Source organism: Paenibacillus sp. SAFN-117, from assembly GCF_051966115.1.
GTDB classification, from domain to species: domain Bacteria; phylum Bacillota; class Bacilli; order Paenibacillales; family NBRC-103111; genus Paenibacillus_L; species Paenibacillus_L residui.
Genome location: NZ_JBQCLK010000011.1, coordinates 131429 through 148465 on the forward strand (window position 1 = coordinate 131429; position 17037 = coordinate 148465).

General features: G+C 48.7%; 14 protein-coding genes. 5 read left to right on the top strand and 9 right to left on the bottom strand.

What is annotated here, in order from left to right; all coding sequences use genetic code 11:
* On the top strand, positions 1-891 hold the full coding sequence (locus ACTHRH_RS09540) for an IS1595 family transposase (protein WP_440415288.1): 891 nt from the start codon (positions 1-3) through the stop codon (positions 889-891).
* 550 nt (positions 892-1441) lie between these two features.
* Here the strand turns inward: ACTHRH_RS09540 and ACTHRH_RS09545 are convergent.
* The 5 genes from ACTHRH_RS09545 to ACTHRH_RS09565 all read right to left on the bottom strand — a co-directional run bounded on the left by ACTHRH_RS09545 (position 1442) and on the right by ACTHRH_RS09565 (position 9576).
* A complete protein-coding gene (locus ACTHRH_RS09545; protein WP_440415264.1) occupies positions 1442-1711 on the bottom strand; it encodes an FIMAH domain-containing protein in 270 nt (89 codons plus the stop codon).
* Positions 1620-3809 (bottom strand): DUF4855 domain-containing protein, encoded by a 2190-nt coding sequence (locus ACTHRH_RS09550; RefSeq protein ID WP_440415266.1) that lies wholly within the window; start codon positions 3807-3809, stop codon positions 1620-1622. Before ACTHRH_RS09550 ends, ACTHRH_RS09545 begins: the two co-directional genes overlap by 92 nt.
* Positions 3810-4316: 507 nt before the next feature.
* Positions 4317-5399, bottom strand: coding sequence for a glycoside hydrolase family 172 protein (locus ACTHRH_RS09555; protein ID WP_440415268.1), 1083 nt, complete (start codon positions 5397-5399; stop codon positions 4317-4319).
* 318 nt (positions 5400-5717) lie between these two features.
* Positions 5718-7820: an ABC transporter ATP-binding protein gene (locus tag ACTHRH_RS09560; protein WP_440415270.1), complete on the bottom strand. Its 2103-nt coding sequence runs from the start codon at positions 7818-7820 to the stop codon at positions 5718-5720.
* Positions 7810-9576 carry an ABC transporter ATP-binding protein gene (locus tag ACTHRH_RS09565; RefSeq protein ID WP_379291797.1) on the bottom strand — a complete coding sequence of 589 codons (1767 nt, stop codon included), beginning with the start codon at positions 9574-9576 and terminating at the stop codon, positions 7810-7812. Before ACTHRH_RS09565 ends, ACTHRH_RS09560 begins: the two co-directional genes overlap by 11 nt.
* Positions 9577-10067: 491 nt before the next feature.
* Here ACTHRH_RS09565 and ACTHRH_RS09570 point away from each other — a divergent pair, with 491 nt between their 5' ends.
* Positions 10068-10289, top strand: a complete 222-nt coding sequence (locus ACTHRH_RS09570) for a DUF378 domain-containing protein (RefSeq protein ID WP_144940963.1) — start codon at positions 10068-10070, stop codon at positions 10287-10289.
* A gap of 176 nt (positions 10290-10465) precedes the next feature.
* On the opposite strand, the gene ACTHRH_RS09575 is transcribed toward ACTHRH_RS09570, so the two are convergent.
* The 4 genes from ACTHRH_RS09575 to ACTHRH_RS09590 form a co-directional block, all read right to left on the bottom strand.
* Complete coding sequence (locus ACTHRH_RS09575; protein WP_440415273.1) at positions 10466-10879, bottom strand: hypothetical protein; 414 nt, start codon at positions 10877-10879, stop codon at positions 10466-10468.
* A gap of 76 nt (positions 10880-10955) precedes the next feature.
* A complete protein-coding gene (locus tag ACTHRH_RS09580; RefSeq protein ID WP_440415275.1) occupies positions 10956-12143 on the bottom strand; it encodes a hypothetical protein in 1188 nt (395 codons plus the stop codon).
* A gap of 206 nt (positions 12144-12349) precedes the next feature.
* A complete protein-coding gene (locus ACTHRH_RS09585) occupies positions 12350-13516 on the bottom strand; it encodes an HD-GYP domain-containing protein (RefSeq protein WP_144940955.1) in 1167 nt (388 codons plus the stop codon).
* A gap of 330 nt (positions 13517-13846) precedes the next feature.
* A complete protein-coding gene (locus ACTHRH_RS09590; RefSeq protein WP_144940952.1) occupies positions 13847-14155 on the bottom strand; it encodes a hypothetical protein in 309 nt (102 codons plus the stop codon).
* Between the two features lie 364 nt (positions 14156-14519).
* Here ACTHRH_RS09590 and ACTHRH_RS09595 point away from each other — a divergent pair, with 364 nt between their 5' ends.
* From ACTHRH_RS09595 to ACTHRH_RS09605, 3 genes are all read left to right on the top strand, one after another.
* Positions 14520-15719 (top strand): hypothetical protein, encoded by a 1200-nt coding sequence (locus tag ACTHRH_RS09595; RefSeq protein ID WP_379291791.1) that lies wholly within the window; start codon positions 14520-14522, stop codon positions 15717-15719.
* 65 nt (positions 15720-15784) lie between these two features.
* Positions 15785-16717, top strand: a complete 933-nt coding sequence (locus ACTHRH_RS09600) for an AEC family transporter (protein ID WP_186328484.1) — start codon at positions 15785-15787, stop codon at positions 16715-16717.
* A gap of 224 nt (positions 16718-16941) precedes the next feature.
* A partial coding sequence (locus ACTHRH_RS09605) for a MerR family transcriptional regulator (protein WP_440415290.1) occupies positions 16942-17037 on the top strand: 96 nt, incomplete at its 3' end.

The window sequence follows — 17037 nt, forward strand, 5'->3', positions numbered from 1 at the left end:
ATGGATCGGTACTCTAAATGGGACGAGGAGGCTTTTCGGCAAGAGGAAAAAGCTTTTCAGGATCGCTTTAAAACCGAGGAGGACTGTATGCAGTTCATCTATCAAGCGAAATGGCCGGATGGCTTTTCCTGCCCTCGTTGTGGGCATAGGCAGGCGTATGTCATCCGCTCCCGCCGGCTGCCGCTCTATGAGTGCCGAAGCTGCCGACACCAGACTTCCCTGATCACTGGTACAGTGATGGAAGGAAGCCGGACTTCACTGTGCAAATGGTTTCTCGCTTTTCATCTCGTTGCCAATACCGAGCAAGGCACGAATGCCGTTCAGCTCAGTTCGTTCCTGCAGGTCACTTATAAAACCGCCTGGGCGATCCTTCACAAGATTCGCCAAGCTTTGTCTCAGGCTGATAACGCTAATCCGTTAACCGGTGTAGTGAAGGGAGGCACAGCCTTTCATCGCCCTTTCCGCAGCGCTGCATCGGTCTTAGGGCTCTATCCCGAACAGAGGCCTGTATTCGTCGTTGCTTCCTTGGGCAATGGAACTGTACCTCAGCAGGTCAAAATCAAAACCGTTCGTCCGGAAGATATAGAGGATGGCAGAATCTATCGGTCTGCGGGCGAGCACTTCATCAAGGAGCATGTCAGCCCGGATGCAATAGACGTGGATATCGAGACAAGGCGCTACCATTATCAACGCGTTCCTTCCCTGCGGAATTATTTGCGCAAAGCGAGAGCCTGGACCAATCGAGTATTTAACGGGATCGGACCGAAGTATTTACAGCATTACCTGGATGAATTCTGTTTTCGTCTGAATTTACAATTGCAGAACGTCCCGATTTTTGATCGTCTCGCCCGTGCTTGTATAAGGATATTACGAAATCAGTTAGCGAATTGAAAATCCCCCCAAATCCATGAAATTCCGGTTTTTTCTTATTTCTGAGCTAAGGGGATAACAATCAAAAGCATGAGGGAAGGAATATTGCGGGTTAGGTTACGGTAACAAAAATGAAAACCTTATATGCGACAACATAATATAAGCTCGTGTATGACACAAAAATGCGAGCGCATAGTTACATATCTAAAGATGATTGCAACAACATGCGCAACAAAGGGATGCATTTTTCATAATCTGAGTCTATGGGATAATAGTCAAAAGCATCATGAAAACAAATGCTGATCAAATTTAGAACATGAACTGACATCCTAAGCAATTACCCCAGAAAACGATAACAGAACGTCTTCAAGGGCATCAATTGGCTATGAAAATTATTTCGATACTTTTGTAAAAACAAAAACAGACGCCTTCATATGAGAAAGCGCCTAGTACGTGCTATTCAGCTGATTCTTCTAGTACGTTTCTGATGTCAGTTCAAGCTATCTTCGTTTGTTGTATCTAGTCTCGATTGTCGTAATCCAGCCTTTATTTGTAATCGATATAACAAACGTTAAGGAGTCAAGCCGGACCAGAGACTGATCAATTGTTGAACCTCCGTATCCAGTGTTTCTTTAGCATCAGAAGAGACTTGATTGCGATTAGAATTCATATCCAGGTGTTTTACCAAATCATTTAACGACTTGACCGCCTGCGGCCCATGCCCTTTACTGTCATGATGTTCCGCTTGCTCAAGTCGGTTGCGAAGCTTGTGCAGCAGCGGTTCGCGGATGTCTCCGGAAGCCTCGTTTGATCTCTTCTCCGGGAACTCCGTCCTTGGCACTGAAATACAGCTTGGCCATCTCTATGGCACTCGAGACAGGGTCTTGTTTTTTGGCCAAATCGCTGTAGAGCGCATCCTCCGGCCGATTCATTTTAAATGCCACCCTCACCTCTCCGGGAACGTCGGTTGTCACAGTGACCTGTGCTTTATCGACAAGAGAAGCGGGAAGCTCATACGATTGAAAATCGACTTTATCCGGATCAAATATAACGGTAAAATGGCCCTCTGTGAAATGATCGGCGAGCGTGATCTTCGGCACAACCGACAATCGATTCGGCTGGCTTAGATCTGCTGCAAGCGTCATAGTAAACCTTCTAACATACGAATCCTTCACATATTCATAGATTCGATCATAGACGGTCCGCTTAATGATCGATGTCGCATCGGCCGCTTTGTCCGGTTGGAGCGGAAGATAGGCGTTGGCCCCGTCCACGATCGGCGTCGTAGCCAAATAATATACGTTGAACGTATCTTTCATATGCCCTTCTGTAATGCCATAGTTCAAATATTGGGCCAGAGTATGATAATCATTATATTCTACCTCAACGGAAGCGCCGACCTTGCGGGCAATATCGGCCGTGGCCGGCAGAACCCCCTTTTTGTAAAAGTTAAAGGCATAGTTGGGCTGAATGGATGCAGCCGTGAAACCAAGCTCTCTCCACAGATAAGGGGATTGCGACTGCAGATAGGGCACCCATGTGAAAAAGTAATTTTTGCTCTTCAAGTAATCTGCCGTGCCCCTAATCACTTCAAAATCTCCCATGTCAAATATTTTTTCAGGGACCCAGTAATAGCTGTTTAAGGTCAGATTGTTATAGCCTGCCTGTGCAAACCTTTTCTCGACTTCGTCAATATACCAGCGAATGGCCGCTTTTTTGTTCTCCAGTGCGAGCCGCGCCATTTCCATCTTGCCTGCTTCGCTATCGGGATCGCTCACCTGATCGGCAAAATCCTGTGGTTTAAGGCTGACTTGACGACCGTCTCCGTATAGATCTCCAAAATCGGAGCTGGCTGTCAATTTCGGAATGGCAAAGTTTATTCTTACTTTTTTATCCGTGCCCAGAAGGGCGTTTAATTCGCCGGCCGCCTTGTTAATGGCTCCGAGCTGGGTGTCTTCCTGAAAAACGAAATCCAAGTATGAACGGTAATCGGCCTGAGTTGCAAAGATGCCGAAGCCGTTGGAATCAAACCCGGAAGGCGTGATGATCGCAGCCACCGTCGAAAAAAGAATATCATCGAACAGCCAATCGGTATAATTCCCCTTCAGATCCTGGTATCCCAGGACGCTGAGCACCTTTTCTTTGGTCCAATTAGTAATTTCCGGATCTTTATAAGCACCTGTAGGGAACAGAAATTGATCGGACATATAGGCGGTTTCCTGTGATCCCGGAGCCGGAAAGCGGTTCACTTCAGGATTGTCCGGATCGGGCTGAGCCTTGGGGGGTTGAGCTCCGTTCACAATTCCCTCATACCCCGAAATCTCGACTTCGTCAGCCCAACAGTTCACATCGACCACGAAGGTGATTTTAATAAATCTCGCCTGGATATTCATAGGCTCTGTGCCTACTTTATCAAGCTTGTATTTTTTCAGATGAATATCTTTATCAGGGGCCGGCTTCACATTCTCAAAGTACAGCGGAACATCGGCTTCCGCCTTGCCCAGAAAGACGTAATTTTCCCCATCGCCGGAAGCATAATATCTGACATTAAGCGGAGGAGCAATCCCGACATCGCTTCTTTGCCCGAAGCCTATCGATAGCTCGTTAATCGTGCTGAGCTGCTCCAGGTCAAAGATTAGTTCCCGCTTGGAATCCCGGTAAAATTTAAACCAGGTGGAATCTCCCCAGTCATTCCTATTGGCGGGGATCTCGTCCGTCAGCTTGTACAATTCATTCAACGGGGAACCGTAGTCCGGGATGTTCATTTGATACATGATATTGGCGTCGGGTTTCACCACCTCGGGAATTCGTCCGTGAGCGAGGTTAATCGGTCCTGAAGTCGGCCCCTCCTGTGCGGAAGCCGGCAGATTGCCTCCCCACCATAACACTATTGCCAAACAACAAACTACGGCAGAATACCATCCTTTTTTTATTCGCATTGCAAAACCTCCTTGTTTTGTATTCGCTTTCAAAGCAAACGGGAAAACGTCAATGATCACCTCCTTCCCTTGTTGTTCATGTCCTTCCCGGCTCTAAAAGGCATAATTGAATGGAGAAAAGCCTGCGGAACCGGCAATTGATAGGATCGACCTTAAGAAAAGGAGGTTCGGGATGAGACACGCGTGCCATCCGTAATCGTTTGTTTCACTTTCAGTTTTGGCGAGTGGTCGCATAAGTGAACCTCCTACTTACTCGCGCTAAGCTTTCAGTTTCGCAAGGCGCGCCGACAGGCGCGCTTGCGGCTCGGGTAGGAAGATGGCGTGATCACACATCCCACCCTTCCAATGTTAAATTCACTTTCATGGCGTCTCAGCATCAAGAAATAAAAAAAACTCCTAACGAAGACTCTTCGAAGATGAATAACCCGGTATTAGAGGTAGCTTTTTATGCCAATTAGAAAGTTGTTCTATTTTAATGCTTTAATGAACTTAAACTTTCTAATGTGGTTAAATAACCTCCAGCTCGTCTTTCCCCGGAAGAGGCGGGAAGTTCGTAAATGGTTTCGACTGATACCAAAATACCGTGGATGCAATATCATCCTTAAGCGGAAGATATCTTCCTTCGGAGCGCCAGCCCAGCGCCTGTATAGTTACCCGCAAATCCTGCTCAAACCGGATAGGATCGAGCACATGCCAGCGGTACATGCCGAATCGCTGCTGGCTGCGATACAGGCCGTCCGGCTTGATGACCTGATGCATTCCAAGGAACGGCGTGGAGTAAATGCCGTACTCCCCCTGCGGCTGCTCCCAGTTCCAGGCACCTCCGAAATAATCCTCCGTTCCCGTTCCACAAATGGTCGGGTATTCTTCATCCCCATCCAAGTAAAATTTGATTTCCCCTTCCCCGAACCAGCCGGTGTTATTGGATTGCCAGGCTAAATAGGTTCCTACATAATGCCCCTGCCCCTGCACGCCATCCAGCAGCGTATGGACTTCCTTGTAAGGCAGAGGATTGCTCCGGCGCCACTGCGCATGGAAGTATCCGGCATCCTCCGGTACTTCGGTCAGTGTATAGTCAATTTGGTAAAATAAAATCGCCGTCTCATTCGACCGGTTCTCCATCGTAATTTTGGCCAACTTTTTAAACGGCATTTCCCAATAACAATTGAAGCCTCCAGCCGGATTAACGGCAACCGGGAGCGAAATCACGTTGCTGCGCTCGCACCACCCATTGCAGAAGAAGTCGCCAAGAGGAACCTCCACGGAAGGCTTATCTTCACCGTCCCAATACATTCTAAGAATCCACGTTCTCCAGGTCGTCGGAAAGCTGGTCATCCAAATATGCTGAATAGCGCCCGGCCCTTCGATCTCCGCCACCGTAAATGTAGTGTTAGCCGGAATATGTACGGACGGGGAAATTTTCCACCCCTGGCCCAAATCCCGCGCGAAATCCTTTCCGGTTCCCTCGGTTGCCATACCTCCCTTTCCTTTGTCACCGGTAAAGTTCTCCGCGCTGATGGATCTTGTCTTCGCCGGCGATAACCTCGACAAATTGCCCATCCCCATTCCAAGACCGTTAAATGGCTGCATTAAAATCCTCCTCTATCCATATCGTTATGCTTCAAATAGTAATGGATAAAATAAGGAGTGGCTTTAGCCTAAATTAGCAAATGGTTAACCGATTCTGCTCTTATGGACATTTCCAAACATAAACAAAGCTCTCCCCTACGTCAGACGGAGAAAGCCACGACAAGTATTTCTCGCAAACCGTTTTGGGCAGTTCGTCTACAACGAAAAAACACGCGCCCTTGCGGGCGCGTGTAAAAGGAGCTTGATTAAATTGGACGAACATAAAAATTATCTATTATGCAAGACTATTAGGATCTCTTTCATAATTCCATAAAGCCGTTAAATTCCCTGTGCTTGAACGGAAGTAAGTGAACCGGAGCGGGCCGTTCCCGTCTCGCCGGTTTGCAGCTGATACATTCGGTAATAGCGCCCCTGCTTACTCATCAGTTCGTCGTGTGTACCGCGTTCGACTATTTCTCCGCGGTGCAGGACCAGTATCTGATCGGCATCCTTGATCGTAGACAACCGGTGAGCGATGATGAAGGTCGTTCTTCCTTCGCTCAATACCTTGAGCGCTTGCTGAATCAGCCCTTCCGTTTCGCTGTCAATGCTTGCGGTGGCCTCATCCAAAATGAGGATAGCCGGATTATAAGCGAGAGCCCGCGCGAACGAGATCAACTGCCGCTGACCGGCCGACAAAGTGCTTCCCCGCTCTACAACAGGTGTGTCATAGGCTTGCGGAAGCTGCTCGATGAAGGGGGCCGCCCCGACATCCTTTAGAGCCTGCTTCACCTGCTCCGGCCCGATCGAAGAGTCATATAAGCTCACATTGAATTTAATATCGCCGGTGAACAAGAACGGGTCCTGCAGCACAATTCCCATATGCTTACGCAATTCCTGCTTCGAGTACTCGCTAATTTCCCGGCCGTCAATCCGAATCGACCCCGAATTCACCTCGTAGAAACCGAGCAGAAGGTTCATGATCGAGCTCTTACCCGAGCCGGTATGTCCAACTAGAGCGACCGTCTCGCCTTTCTTCGCTTCGAACGAAATCTCTTTGAGCACATATTCCTCTCCGGTGTATGCGAAGGACACGCGATCAAACTCCACATGGCCTTCCGGCCTCTTGACGGTCTCTTTACTCGTTTCTACAATTTCATTCTCGGCCGGCTGGTCCATCAGGTGAAATACCCGTTCGGCGGAGACGAAGGCGCGTTGGGCGTTGAGCAATTGATCGAAGATACCGATAATCGGCTGGGCGAAGCGGCTCAAGTAATCGATGAAGGCGTACAGCACCCCGAATGAAATAGCAGCCTGCAGCGAATCGCCTCCAAACTTCCAGATCACTCCGGCTGTAACCAAACCGATGATCAGGCTGACGGCATTTCTGGACGACAAAGAGAATACCCGGAACTGCTTCTTCTGATTGACGTAGCGGTCCTCATTCAGTACCTCAAACTCTTCAATGGTCTTCTTCTCCCGGCGAAAGGCCTGAATGATCGGCATCACATGAATCGATTCGTTCAGCTTGGCGTTCATATCGCTTAACCGCGCCCGCATGATCGTTACGTAAATCTTGGAGAAGCGCAGATGAACAACCATGATGACGACAAAGACCGGGATAAGCAGCAGCGTAAGCAGAGCGAGCTTCATATCCAGAATGAAGAGAGCCACAATAATTCCAATCATATTGACGCCGCTGACAACGAACGTTGCCATGAAGCTCATGAACAATTCCTTAATCGCTTCCGTGTCGTTGGCTATCCGAGATACGACGGCACCGATAGGAGTATTATCAAAATAACGAATAGGAATCCGCTGGATATGATTCATGACATCGGTGCGCATTTTTTGGATAATGCCAAGAGCGGCCGATTGCAGCAGATAGGACTGGATAAAGGTAAAGCCGCTCGAAGCCAGCAGCAGGATAACATACAGACCGATCAGCCATAGAACCGGTTTGAAGTCGTAGCTGTAGAATTGTATAATTTCCTCCTTCGTTAGCTTCGCGGCGGGATAAGACTGTGTCTGACCGTCGCTAACCACCTCGACGCGATCATCGGATACCGGACTCCACGCGGCACCCGGCGGAATGTCCCCGACGATGAGATAGAAGGAAGCCCCTATGGCCGATATGCTGGCTTTCTCCCATTGCTGCGGAATTTCTTGCCCGTTCTCAAGCCAATCGCTCCGCACGAAGGAACGATCCTGGTATTGGACAACCTGGACTCCTTCCGGAACCGTGGCGGGATCTGCCGCATACCAAGGCTTCTCAATCCCCTGAATGTGCTGGTCGATTATAACCTTGGCAATGTAGGGCCCTGCTAATTGCGCCGCCGTGGCCGCAAACAGAATCAATAAAGCGAACAGAATGGTTTTCTTGTAAAGAAGGGCATACCGGAATAGCCGCCTGGCCAAAGCCGGCTTCGGTTTATTCGCCATCTGCCTCTCTCCCTTCCCCCATCAAACTGGCTTCCAACTGCTGCTTGTCGTACTGCTGTCTATACCAGCCCCCCAGATTCATGAGCTGTTCATGTGTTCCTTCCTCCACAATACGCCCTTCCTCCAGAACAATAATCCAATTGGCATGGCTAACGGCCGAAAGGCGATGGGTGGAGATCCAGGTCGTTTTGCCTGCTCTTTCCCTGCGCAGATTGTTAAGAATAGCGCTTTCCGTCCTGGCGTCGACAGCCGACAAGGAATCATCCAAGAGCAGAATTTCCGGATTTACAAGCAGAGCCCTGGCAATCGCCAACCGCTGCTTCTGTCCTCCTGAGAGCATAACCCCGTTCTCTCCTACAATGGTTTGGAGCCCGTCCTTCATCTGTTCCACATCGCCCGCGAATGAGGCCATCTCAACGGCTCTGCGAATTTCCTCCTCCGTCGCCTCCGTCTTGCCCAACGCAATATTTTCCGCTATCGTCTTGGAAAGCAGCATATGCTCTTGCGGCACATAACCGATCCAGCTGCGAATCCGCTCTATCGATATTTGTTCTATGGGCACCCCGGAGATGAATACCTTATGCGGATCCACGGGATAAAGGCGAAGCAGCTGCTTCAGCAAGGTGCTCTTGCCGCTTCCTGTACGGCCTACCACACCCAGCGTCGCTCCCCGTTCCACCCGAAGGGATATCCCTTTCAGACTGTCGGCATTCGAGTCCGGATAACGAAAGGTCAGACCCCGAATCTCCAAACCGAGAGGCTGCGCAACTTCAAGCGGCTGATCCGGTTCGCGGACATCGGCTTTCTGCCCGAGGGAGGCTTCCAGACGGTCTACGGAAGCATTGCCGCGCTGAAGAATGTTAATGAACTCACCGAACGCAATCATCGGCCAGACAAGCTGCCCCAAATAAATATTGAACGTCACCAGCTGCCCCAGTGACAGCTCTCCGTGAAAAACAAGATAGGAGCCATAACCGATCCCAATCGAATAGCTGATCCCGACAATGGTCGAAATGACCGGCTGGAACATGGCGCCAATGAAAGCGACCTTGCGGTTCTTGTTCATAACGTCTGTCGTAACCTGGTGGAAGGAGGCGGCATCATGCGTCTCCTGCACATAGGAACGGATAACCCTCATACCCGAAATCGATTCAAGCGCTTGATCGTTCATCCTTCCGAAAGCTTCCTGCGAGGCAAGAAACCGCTTCCTCATAGCCTTCCCCAGCCGACTGATCGCAAACGCCAGGAACGGCATCGGAATAAGTGCTGCCAGCATAAGCTTATAGCTGGTAAAAAGGATCATCGTTCCCAGGACTACCGTTATTCCCACAACGGTATTAACCAGAGTAAGGACACCGAAGCCCGCTGTTTGGCTGACGGCCAAGACATCGTTCGTTGCCAGCGCCATCAAATCTCCCGTCCGGTTGCGCTGGAAGAAGGATGGGGTCATTCGTGTCCAATGCCTCATCAATCGGCTGCGCATCGTCTTCTCCAACAGAATCGAATTGCCGAACAAGGTGGTCATCCAAATATAATTGACCACATAGGTAATAACGGCCAGCCCCAGCAGTAGGCCGACCATGGTGACGAGCCCCTCGCGGGTTAATGACGAGACACGGATCGAGTCAATCAGCTGGCCGACCAGTCTAGGCGGAATCATACTTCCCAGGCTGATTAAAGCCATTAAAGAGATAGCCGTCACATACTTCATCCATTGCTGCTTAAAAAACCATTGCAATTTAATAACGAACGACATTCCCTCACCTCATATCATAAATAGACAGGCGAATTTCCCCGGAGTCCCAAACAACCCTGATTCCGGGCCTTTTGCATAAAAAAGTCTGTTAGAATTTCATTATAACAAACATATGTTCCTTTAATCTAGCGTATGAGAAAAACTTATTGGAGTATTTCATGGATGAGCGACCGCGTTTAAAGGATGTTTTTATCGCCAATAGAATTTGAAGTTATTCAGCACGCAATAAACTTATGCCTTCGGACATCGAATTCAGGCATCCTCTTGATCTTATAGTTATATTTGCGTTTCAAAATTGAAATGCTCCCTACAGAGAGATTTATTATTCTAGCATACCTGCCCGCTAATTAAGCCGGAATATTTGAGTATAACTGTTTTTTACCAAAGTTCATTAAATTTCCTTTCATGTATAAAAAAACAAAATCATTACCAATATAAGTATAGATCCATCTAACTATTTCCGGACATATCAATGAAATGGAGGTCTGACCATGAGAACATTAAATATATTGTCCTTAATTTTGCTGATCGTCGGAGGGTTGAACTGGCTGCTTTTCGGACTTTTCCAATGGGACCTGGTTGGGGGAATCTTCGGCGGCATGGATAGCGTCTTATCCAGAATCATTTACGTGATTGTAGGGATTGCAGCGATCTATGCATTTACACTGTTTAATAAAGTTGCCGATGATCATCGTACGGAAACAGCTGAATAATCCCTCCAAGGATAAACGGCTATCGCCGCCTTTGGAGAGTCGCGTTTACCGATAAGGTGAAACTTATACGCAAAAAGAAGGCATCCCCGGATGCCTTCTTCGCTGACGTCATTCCTTCTTCTCTGCCGGACAATGGCTCTACGGATATACGTACTCACTCCGGCAGATAGGCACTCTTACTCCATTATCTCTACTGCGCCCTCATTTCGCCGAATCACATCGATAACCTCATCATAATCCTCCTCCGCCGCCAGACAGGAGAGGACATATTTGTAACCTTCCAAGGAATTTTCATCTGTGCCGTTAGCTTCCGCAGTTGAATCTATCTCGTTATTCCGGCCCAATTCCTTCCAGACGATGGCCGCGCCAATCCCTCGATCAGCACCGGATACTCCGGCTCCCGACCCCATAACCGTGCCGTCTGTCGTTCCTGCGCCTAGTGCGAATGGGGCAAGCAATCGCGCACTATTCTCCCTCCCTTCCGGAAGCTCTCCGATTTCCATTTCGGAGACGGAATAGGTTTGCAGCTTCGTTCTTGCACTCTCCGCGTCGTCCTCTGTTCTGAAATACGCCTGGATTCTTCTGGCCATTGCTCATCCTCCTCTGCTAAGGTATTATGATTTGTTTATTTTTTCTATACTTTGTAATACCCTATTTCACCCGTTTCTAACCGGATCGCTGCAGAGGGGCGTACTTGCGTATCCAGGAGAAGAGCAGCAGCCCGCCCATCAGGCCGGCCTCGGCCATGAAGAATACTCCATCCCAAAATGCGGCGCTGGTGAACGGTTCGCCCAACTTGGGCAAGCTTAGTGCAAAAGCAAAAATGAATTGCGGGAAAAAATAGACGGCAAACAGAAGAAGGCTAACGGCTAATCCGGCAACATAGAAGCAGGCATAGCCCTTCACCACCTTCTCCTCGTCTCCGTAAACGACCGACTTGTCCTCCTTCAGGAAAGGAAGGTAACGGCTTAGCCATGCGCGGCTGTTCTCCATTAAATTATAGGTGCCTAATGCATTCTCAATGACATAATACAAGTCCGTCTTCATGAAGAACAGGCACTGATATACGATAGTAATGAAAATGTAGAACGCCACGGTGCCCATGACGGCAGAAAGCCATTGCAAGCTGTCTCCCGACAGCAGGCGAACCATTAGAGCGGCAAACAATAACACGGTATCGAAGCATATCCCGCCCAAGTAAGGGACATATCTCCTGCGGGCAGGCAGCCTCCAAACCGCATTCATGTCGGTTTCAAAGACGACGAGAAACAAGCGATGCCCTACTCCAAGTCGGGAACTCAGCCCTTCCGCCCTTACCGCGAGAAAATGCCCAAGTTCATGGAATAACACGACCAGTAAAGACATGACAAGCCATACAACGGAGTTCACCAGCATCCAATCACTGACGAAAAAATCTCTGTAGTGGGGGAACAAATCGGGCCGAATCACGAATATCGCGATAACGGCTACGAACAGCACAGCATATAGGGCAAGCGAGAACGGGTTAAAAAAAAGCTTCCCCACCTTGTCGGAAATCATTAACCGTTGACCCGTATCATCAATCCTGCGGCTTGATTCAATCTGCCGGCCATCCACCTCTTGAACCAGCCCGAGCTCCAGCAACTGATTGGCAAAGGCGATCATATCCACTTCCTCGGAAGGATATTTGCTCTGCAGCAGCTGTTCTATGTCTCCCAGCGCCCTATTTTCTCCCAATAGTTGTATAGCCTCTACACAGACAACGGGCATCTCGTAGAAATCCCCGCTTTCCGGCTCCTCCACGGTATAATTTTTGCGTTTTTCATGAATGGTGATCGCCCGTAGTTTCATCCGGCTATCCGGAGTCAGCTCCATGCTCCCGCTCCTTTCCCCTGAAACCTTATCCTCTATGAATTAGAAAAAGGATGCCGCTGCAACAGAAGCATCCTTTTTCACAATGATCCCTTATCTTCTCCAACCGCACCACCAACAAGTCAACTTGATTCTGGAAAGCTTACGGATTTTCACTTTGCTTCACCTCCTCGAAATGGTTCCTATTGGAAGCCTATACATAAGAAGGCTTACTTTATGTTCATCTTCGTCTGGGCGTAGTAATGAGACGCCCACGAAGGATAAACCTCAACGAATATATCGATAAGTCCCGGATCGAATTGAGAGCCTTTACCTTGCAATATTCTCTGATAAGCCATATCCAAGGATAAGGCCGGCCGATATGAGCGGTCGGTTGTCATCGCGTCGAATGCGTCCGCAATCGAAGCAATGCGTGCCAGCAGCGGAATCTCTTCGCCTTTGAGACGATCGGGGTATCCCTTGCCATCCCATCTCTCGTGATGATACCGGATGACGTCAATACTCTCCTGCAAGCCCTCTATATTCTTGACAGCCTCTGCTCCAACAATGGGATGTTTCTTAATAATCTCGTATTCCTCATTCGTCAGATTGGACGGCTTCATCAAGATATCATCGCGTATATGTACCTTGCCGACATCGTGCAGCAAGCAAGCATAATAATAACTCTTCAGCTCTTCCTCGCTGAAAATTTCCATCTTGCGTGCAAACAGGTTGGCGTACTGGGCAACCCGTTCGCTATGTCCTCGGGTATAGGGATCCTTCAATTCCAGTGCAGCTATAATTCCTTTGACGATCTCTTCCAACTGGTTATTGTAAGATTGCCTGATCGCTTGAACGTACCCTTCGAAACGGTTGAGCAGAATGAACGCAATGACCGTTAAACAGACAACCAACAGAATGGGAAGCAGAACTTCAGGATTTCCAAGGATAACCCCGACGACAAGATATTTCATAATCGTGCCGACCGAAACAACCCAACAGAAGGTCTTGTTGATGAATACTGGAGAGAACAAGACCAGAAAGAGCTCTACGACATTGCCGCTGGTATACTCTGCTTCAGAGTCTGAGAAAATAATGATTTCGCCAATCACTGCACTTAACATGTAAGCAATAAAAAATATGTACTTGATCTTCTCCGGTTCATTCCGCCGCAGCAGATAAATGGCGATCACAAGAAGAACAATCTGGACGAAATAATCTCCAAATCCGACCCAATAATTCTCAAATCCGAATTTCGGGTCTTTAATAATCATAGGAAGAAGATAATAATAGGAAGCATCATAAGAAATATTGATTAAATAAAATAAGAACAGAAACAGCTTGACCGTTTGACGTTCTTGATGGTTGAGTGTGTCATGTAAAAGACCTTTTCGCATAAGTTAATTACCTCAATAGCAAAGGATTAGTCACTGCCGCATGTCCTTCCTAACATATTTCGTCACAGAATGACTATTTCCTTCTATCAGCTATAGAGAAATCCATGTTTTTCTAGCGAAAAGCTCTTGAACATGTCCGAGTTTGTCGGATCATGCCAATGTCCTGTTCTAAAAACTTGCTTTTTTTGCTATTTTATACTATTTTTTTAAATAAATCTACCATTTTACCTAAATAATTCGCTTTCATTAGTAAAACTGGGAATTTCATAGAGATGCCCGCATTCCGGCCAGTGGACGAAATGCGGGCACACTTGTTTCCTGTGGAAAACATCAGACAATGGCGCCGGCTTTGCGCTGCAGCAGCTCCCTTGCCTTCTCCACATCGTCCGGGTGGACTAATATTTTATACTGTCCCTGACTTGACGGCCCTGCCGGTCCGGCCATCCCGACTGCGGCTCCTTGCGGATCCGTTGATCTCAGTTTGCAGCGTATTCCTTGTTCCTTGAGCAAATTGTACTTGTACTCCGCATCCTCCATCTGTGCACCGGTTCCAACAAATACCGTTGTCCATCCGGTCCGCGATTTCCAAATGACTACAGCGATAATGGCCACAATTAGCAGTATCCATAACCACGTCATTTTTAACACCGCCTTTATAGGAGTTATACTTCCAATAAGAAGTTACCCCAAATCATATGCAGCGAAACACATTGCCCATTCATATTTTTGTAAAATTTTCGCAAATTCCGTTACTGTCATGATCCAAAATTGGGGTAACGTGTGCCAAAGGCTCCTGTACGACATCGGATAGGTCGCAGCGGCCGCTTGTTTTTATATCTTCTTGCCCCTGTTCGGAGTGTGAGATTTGCAGATCCGAAGAGCATCCGTTTCTGTTATTTGGGTGACGGTCTCCGACGGTGGGAGGTTATTTTACTTTTGTTATTAAGGTTCATCTGGTAAAGTAGACTTGCACAGTTTATTCGTTGATGGAGGGAATTTAATCATGGGAGAAAATCCGATCAGCTTTCATTTTAATCTGGCTGTGGACTATATAGGCCGCGGTGCACTGGGTGCGGCATCTAATTTGTTCTACCGGACGATACTGCTTGATCCCGGACATTACCAATCATGGGTGAGTCTCATATTTGGACTGGGAATTATGAAGGAAACGGCCGAGCAGCAAGTTTTGTTGGCCCGATACGTCAAGCGGGACCTGCCGTTTGTGAAGGAGCTGATTGGCTCCGCTCTCAGCGCCTACAGGCATAATCCGTATGCACTGGCCGAATGGCTGCAGCTTTATTCCGAGAAGGCGGAAGAGAAGGACCGCGAGATGCTTATGCATATGATCTCCGACCTGGAGGAAATGATCGCCAAGAATGAATCCAAGGGTACGAAGGAAGAGCAGCCCAAGCCCCCTACCGTAGCCGAGATCGCGGACCATAAAATTTATTTGGACTGGATCATGGAGAAGAAACCGGATGAGATTTACGACCTGATAGAACCGTTGATGAATCAGCCCAAGTCTATGGAATTGGGCGTCCGTATGCTAACCTACTTTCCAGGTTTGCGGGCCGAGAAGATGCTGAGACGGGTATGCCGCAGTGAAGCAGCCTCTAACAAAACGAAGACCCGGGCCTTGATCGCCCTTCATTGGCACGGTACGACCGGAAATGTCAAATTGATCAAATTCGGCGATTCCTTCGTCGTTAATCTCCAGAAGCCGGAGCCCAAATTAGACTTGAACCTGCCCAAGCCTTATGAGTCTCTGATCGAATGGGTTATTCTATGGTGGGGTGAAAATCACGGCCTTATCGAAACCCAGGAGGGGGGAGCCGCGGAAACGAGAGAGCTCACCAAGGAGCAGAGGCAGAAGATTGAAGCTCAAATGAACCCTAATATTGTGGCCGCTGCGGAATCGATCATGAGGGAAACCTATCTTCACTACTATCCTCGGGTTGCCCCGATTATTAACGAGATAGACGAATGGGGAGCGGCTCTGCTCCATATTCTGAAAGCTTTCTCGAGCAATTGGGACGAGCCGTGGACTTCCCCTCTCCCCGCCTTACAGGGAGGGGCCGAGTTGAAGCAGGAATGGCTGCTTAAAGCTCTTCTCCTTAAGGAAGCCCCCGAATCCGAAGACATGGACAACAATGATGGGCAGGAGGAAGAAGCCGCGGAAGAAACGACCGACCGGAATGAATAAACCGGCTGCACCAGACACCTGCCAGCCGCCCCCGACATATGCTGGAGCATCGGGAGGTCGGGAGTATGAGCGGGTTCTGGGAGTCATTGGCCATGCTTTACTTAATTGCGGCTGTAGGCTATGCCGCCAAACGGAAGGGAATCATCAACGATTCTGTCGATCTGGCAGTGGTCCGGCTGCTGCTTCAGATCACCCTCCCTTCCCTGATCATCGTTTCTTTGGACTTGCCATATTCGGCAGAACTATTCGGGGATTTTGGCTGGCTGCTGCTGCTTTCTTGTTCAGTCCTGGGAGCGGCGGCATGGCTGGCCTATCTATTAGCCCGTTGGAGAAAATTGCTTCCTGTACGCAGCGGCGTCTTTCAAGGGGCCGTCATATTTGGAAATCAAGGCTTCCTGGGGCTGGCTGTTTGCCTGACTGTTCTGCCCGATAATGGAGTAATCTATGCCGCCGTTTTTAATATTCCCTACCTTCTGCTAATCTGGACCTACGCCATCTATCTGGTGGCCGGACGGCCTCCCCAATCAAACCGAAAACAATTTCTGCTGAATCCCGGAATTGTTTCCACAGCCGCAGGGGTTCTTATTTTCCTGCTTCCGTTTAACCTCCCGGGAATCATCCACGATATGCTTTGGACGATAGGCTCCTCGACAACTCCCCTGTCCATGCTGCTGGTCGGCAGTATGGTCGCGAACATGTCTCTGAAAGAGATGCGTGAGTATTTCGGGAACAAGGACCTGCTTATCGCCGCCACAGCCCGCTTGCTGATTGTCCCCCTCCTTCTCATTCCCGCTGTTGTGCTGCCGATTCGGGCCGAAGTGCTGGCAGCCGCTGTCCTGTTGTCAGCCATGCCCTCCGCTCCGACCATATCCCTCTATGCCCGGCAATACGGCAGAGACGAGCGTTTCGCTTCGATGACCGTCTGCCTGACCGCATTACTGTCTCTGGGTACCCTTCCCCTCGTTTATTATGTATTGAGTATCATCTCGGCAGTTTAACCGGCCTGCTGGCATTGTTTACCGGTTTTATTTCATTGCCGTTTCGCACAAAACTATGCTACAATTTCATGAAAGGGGAATGTACGTTCCCATTATGTACGCATCACGTTATTATAGATTGCCGTTAACGGCTGGAGGAGGGAACATACGCTACTCAATATCTATAAACCTTTAGTATACTCTATACCAAATGATATAGAGGTGATGTAATAAAGCTGTACGGAATTGGCGACTTTTCGAAGTTGATTGGCGTTACGCAGCAAACTTTGAGGATATGGGACAAGGATAAACGGCTATCGCCGTCCTTAGGACGGGCGCGT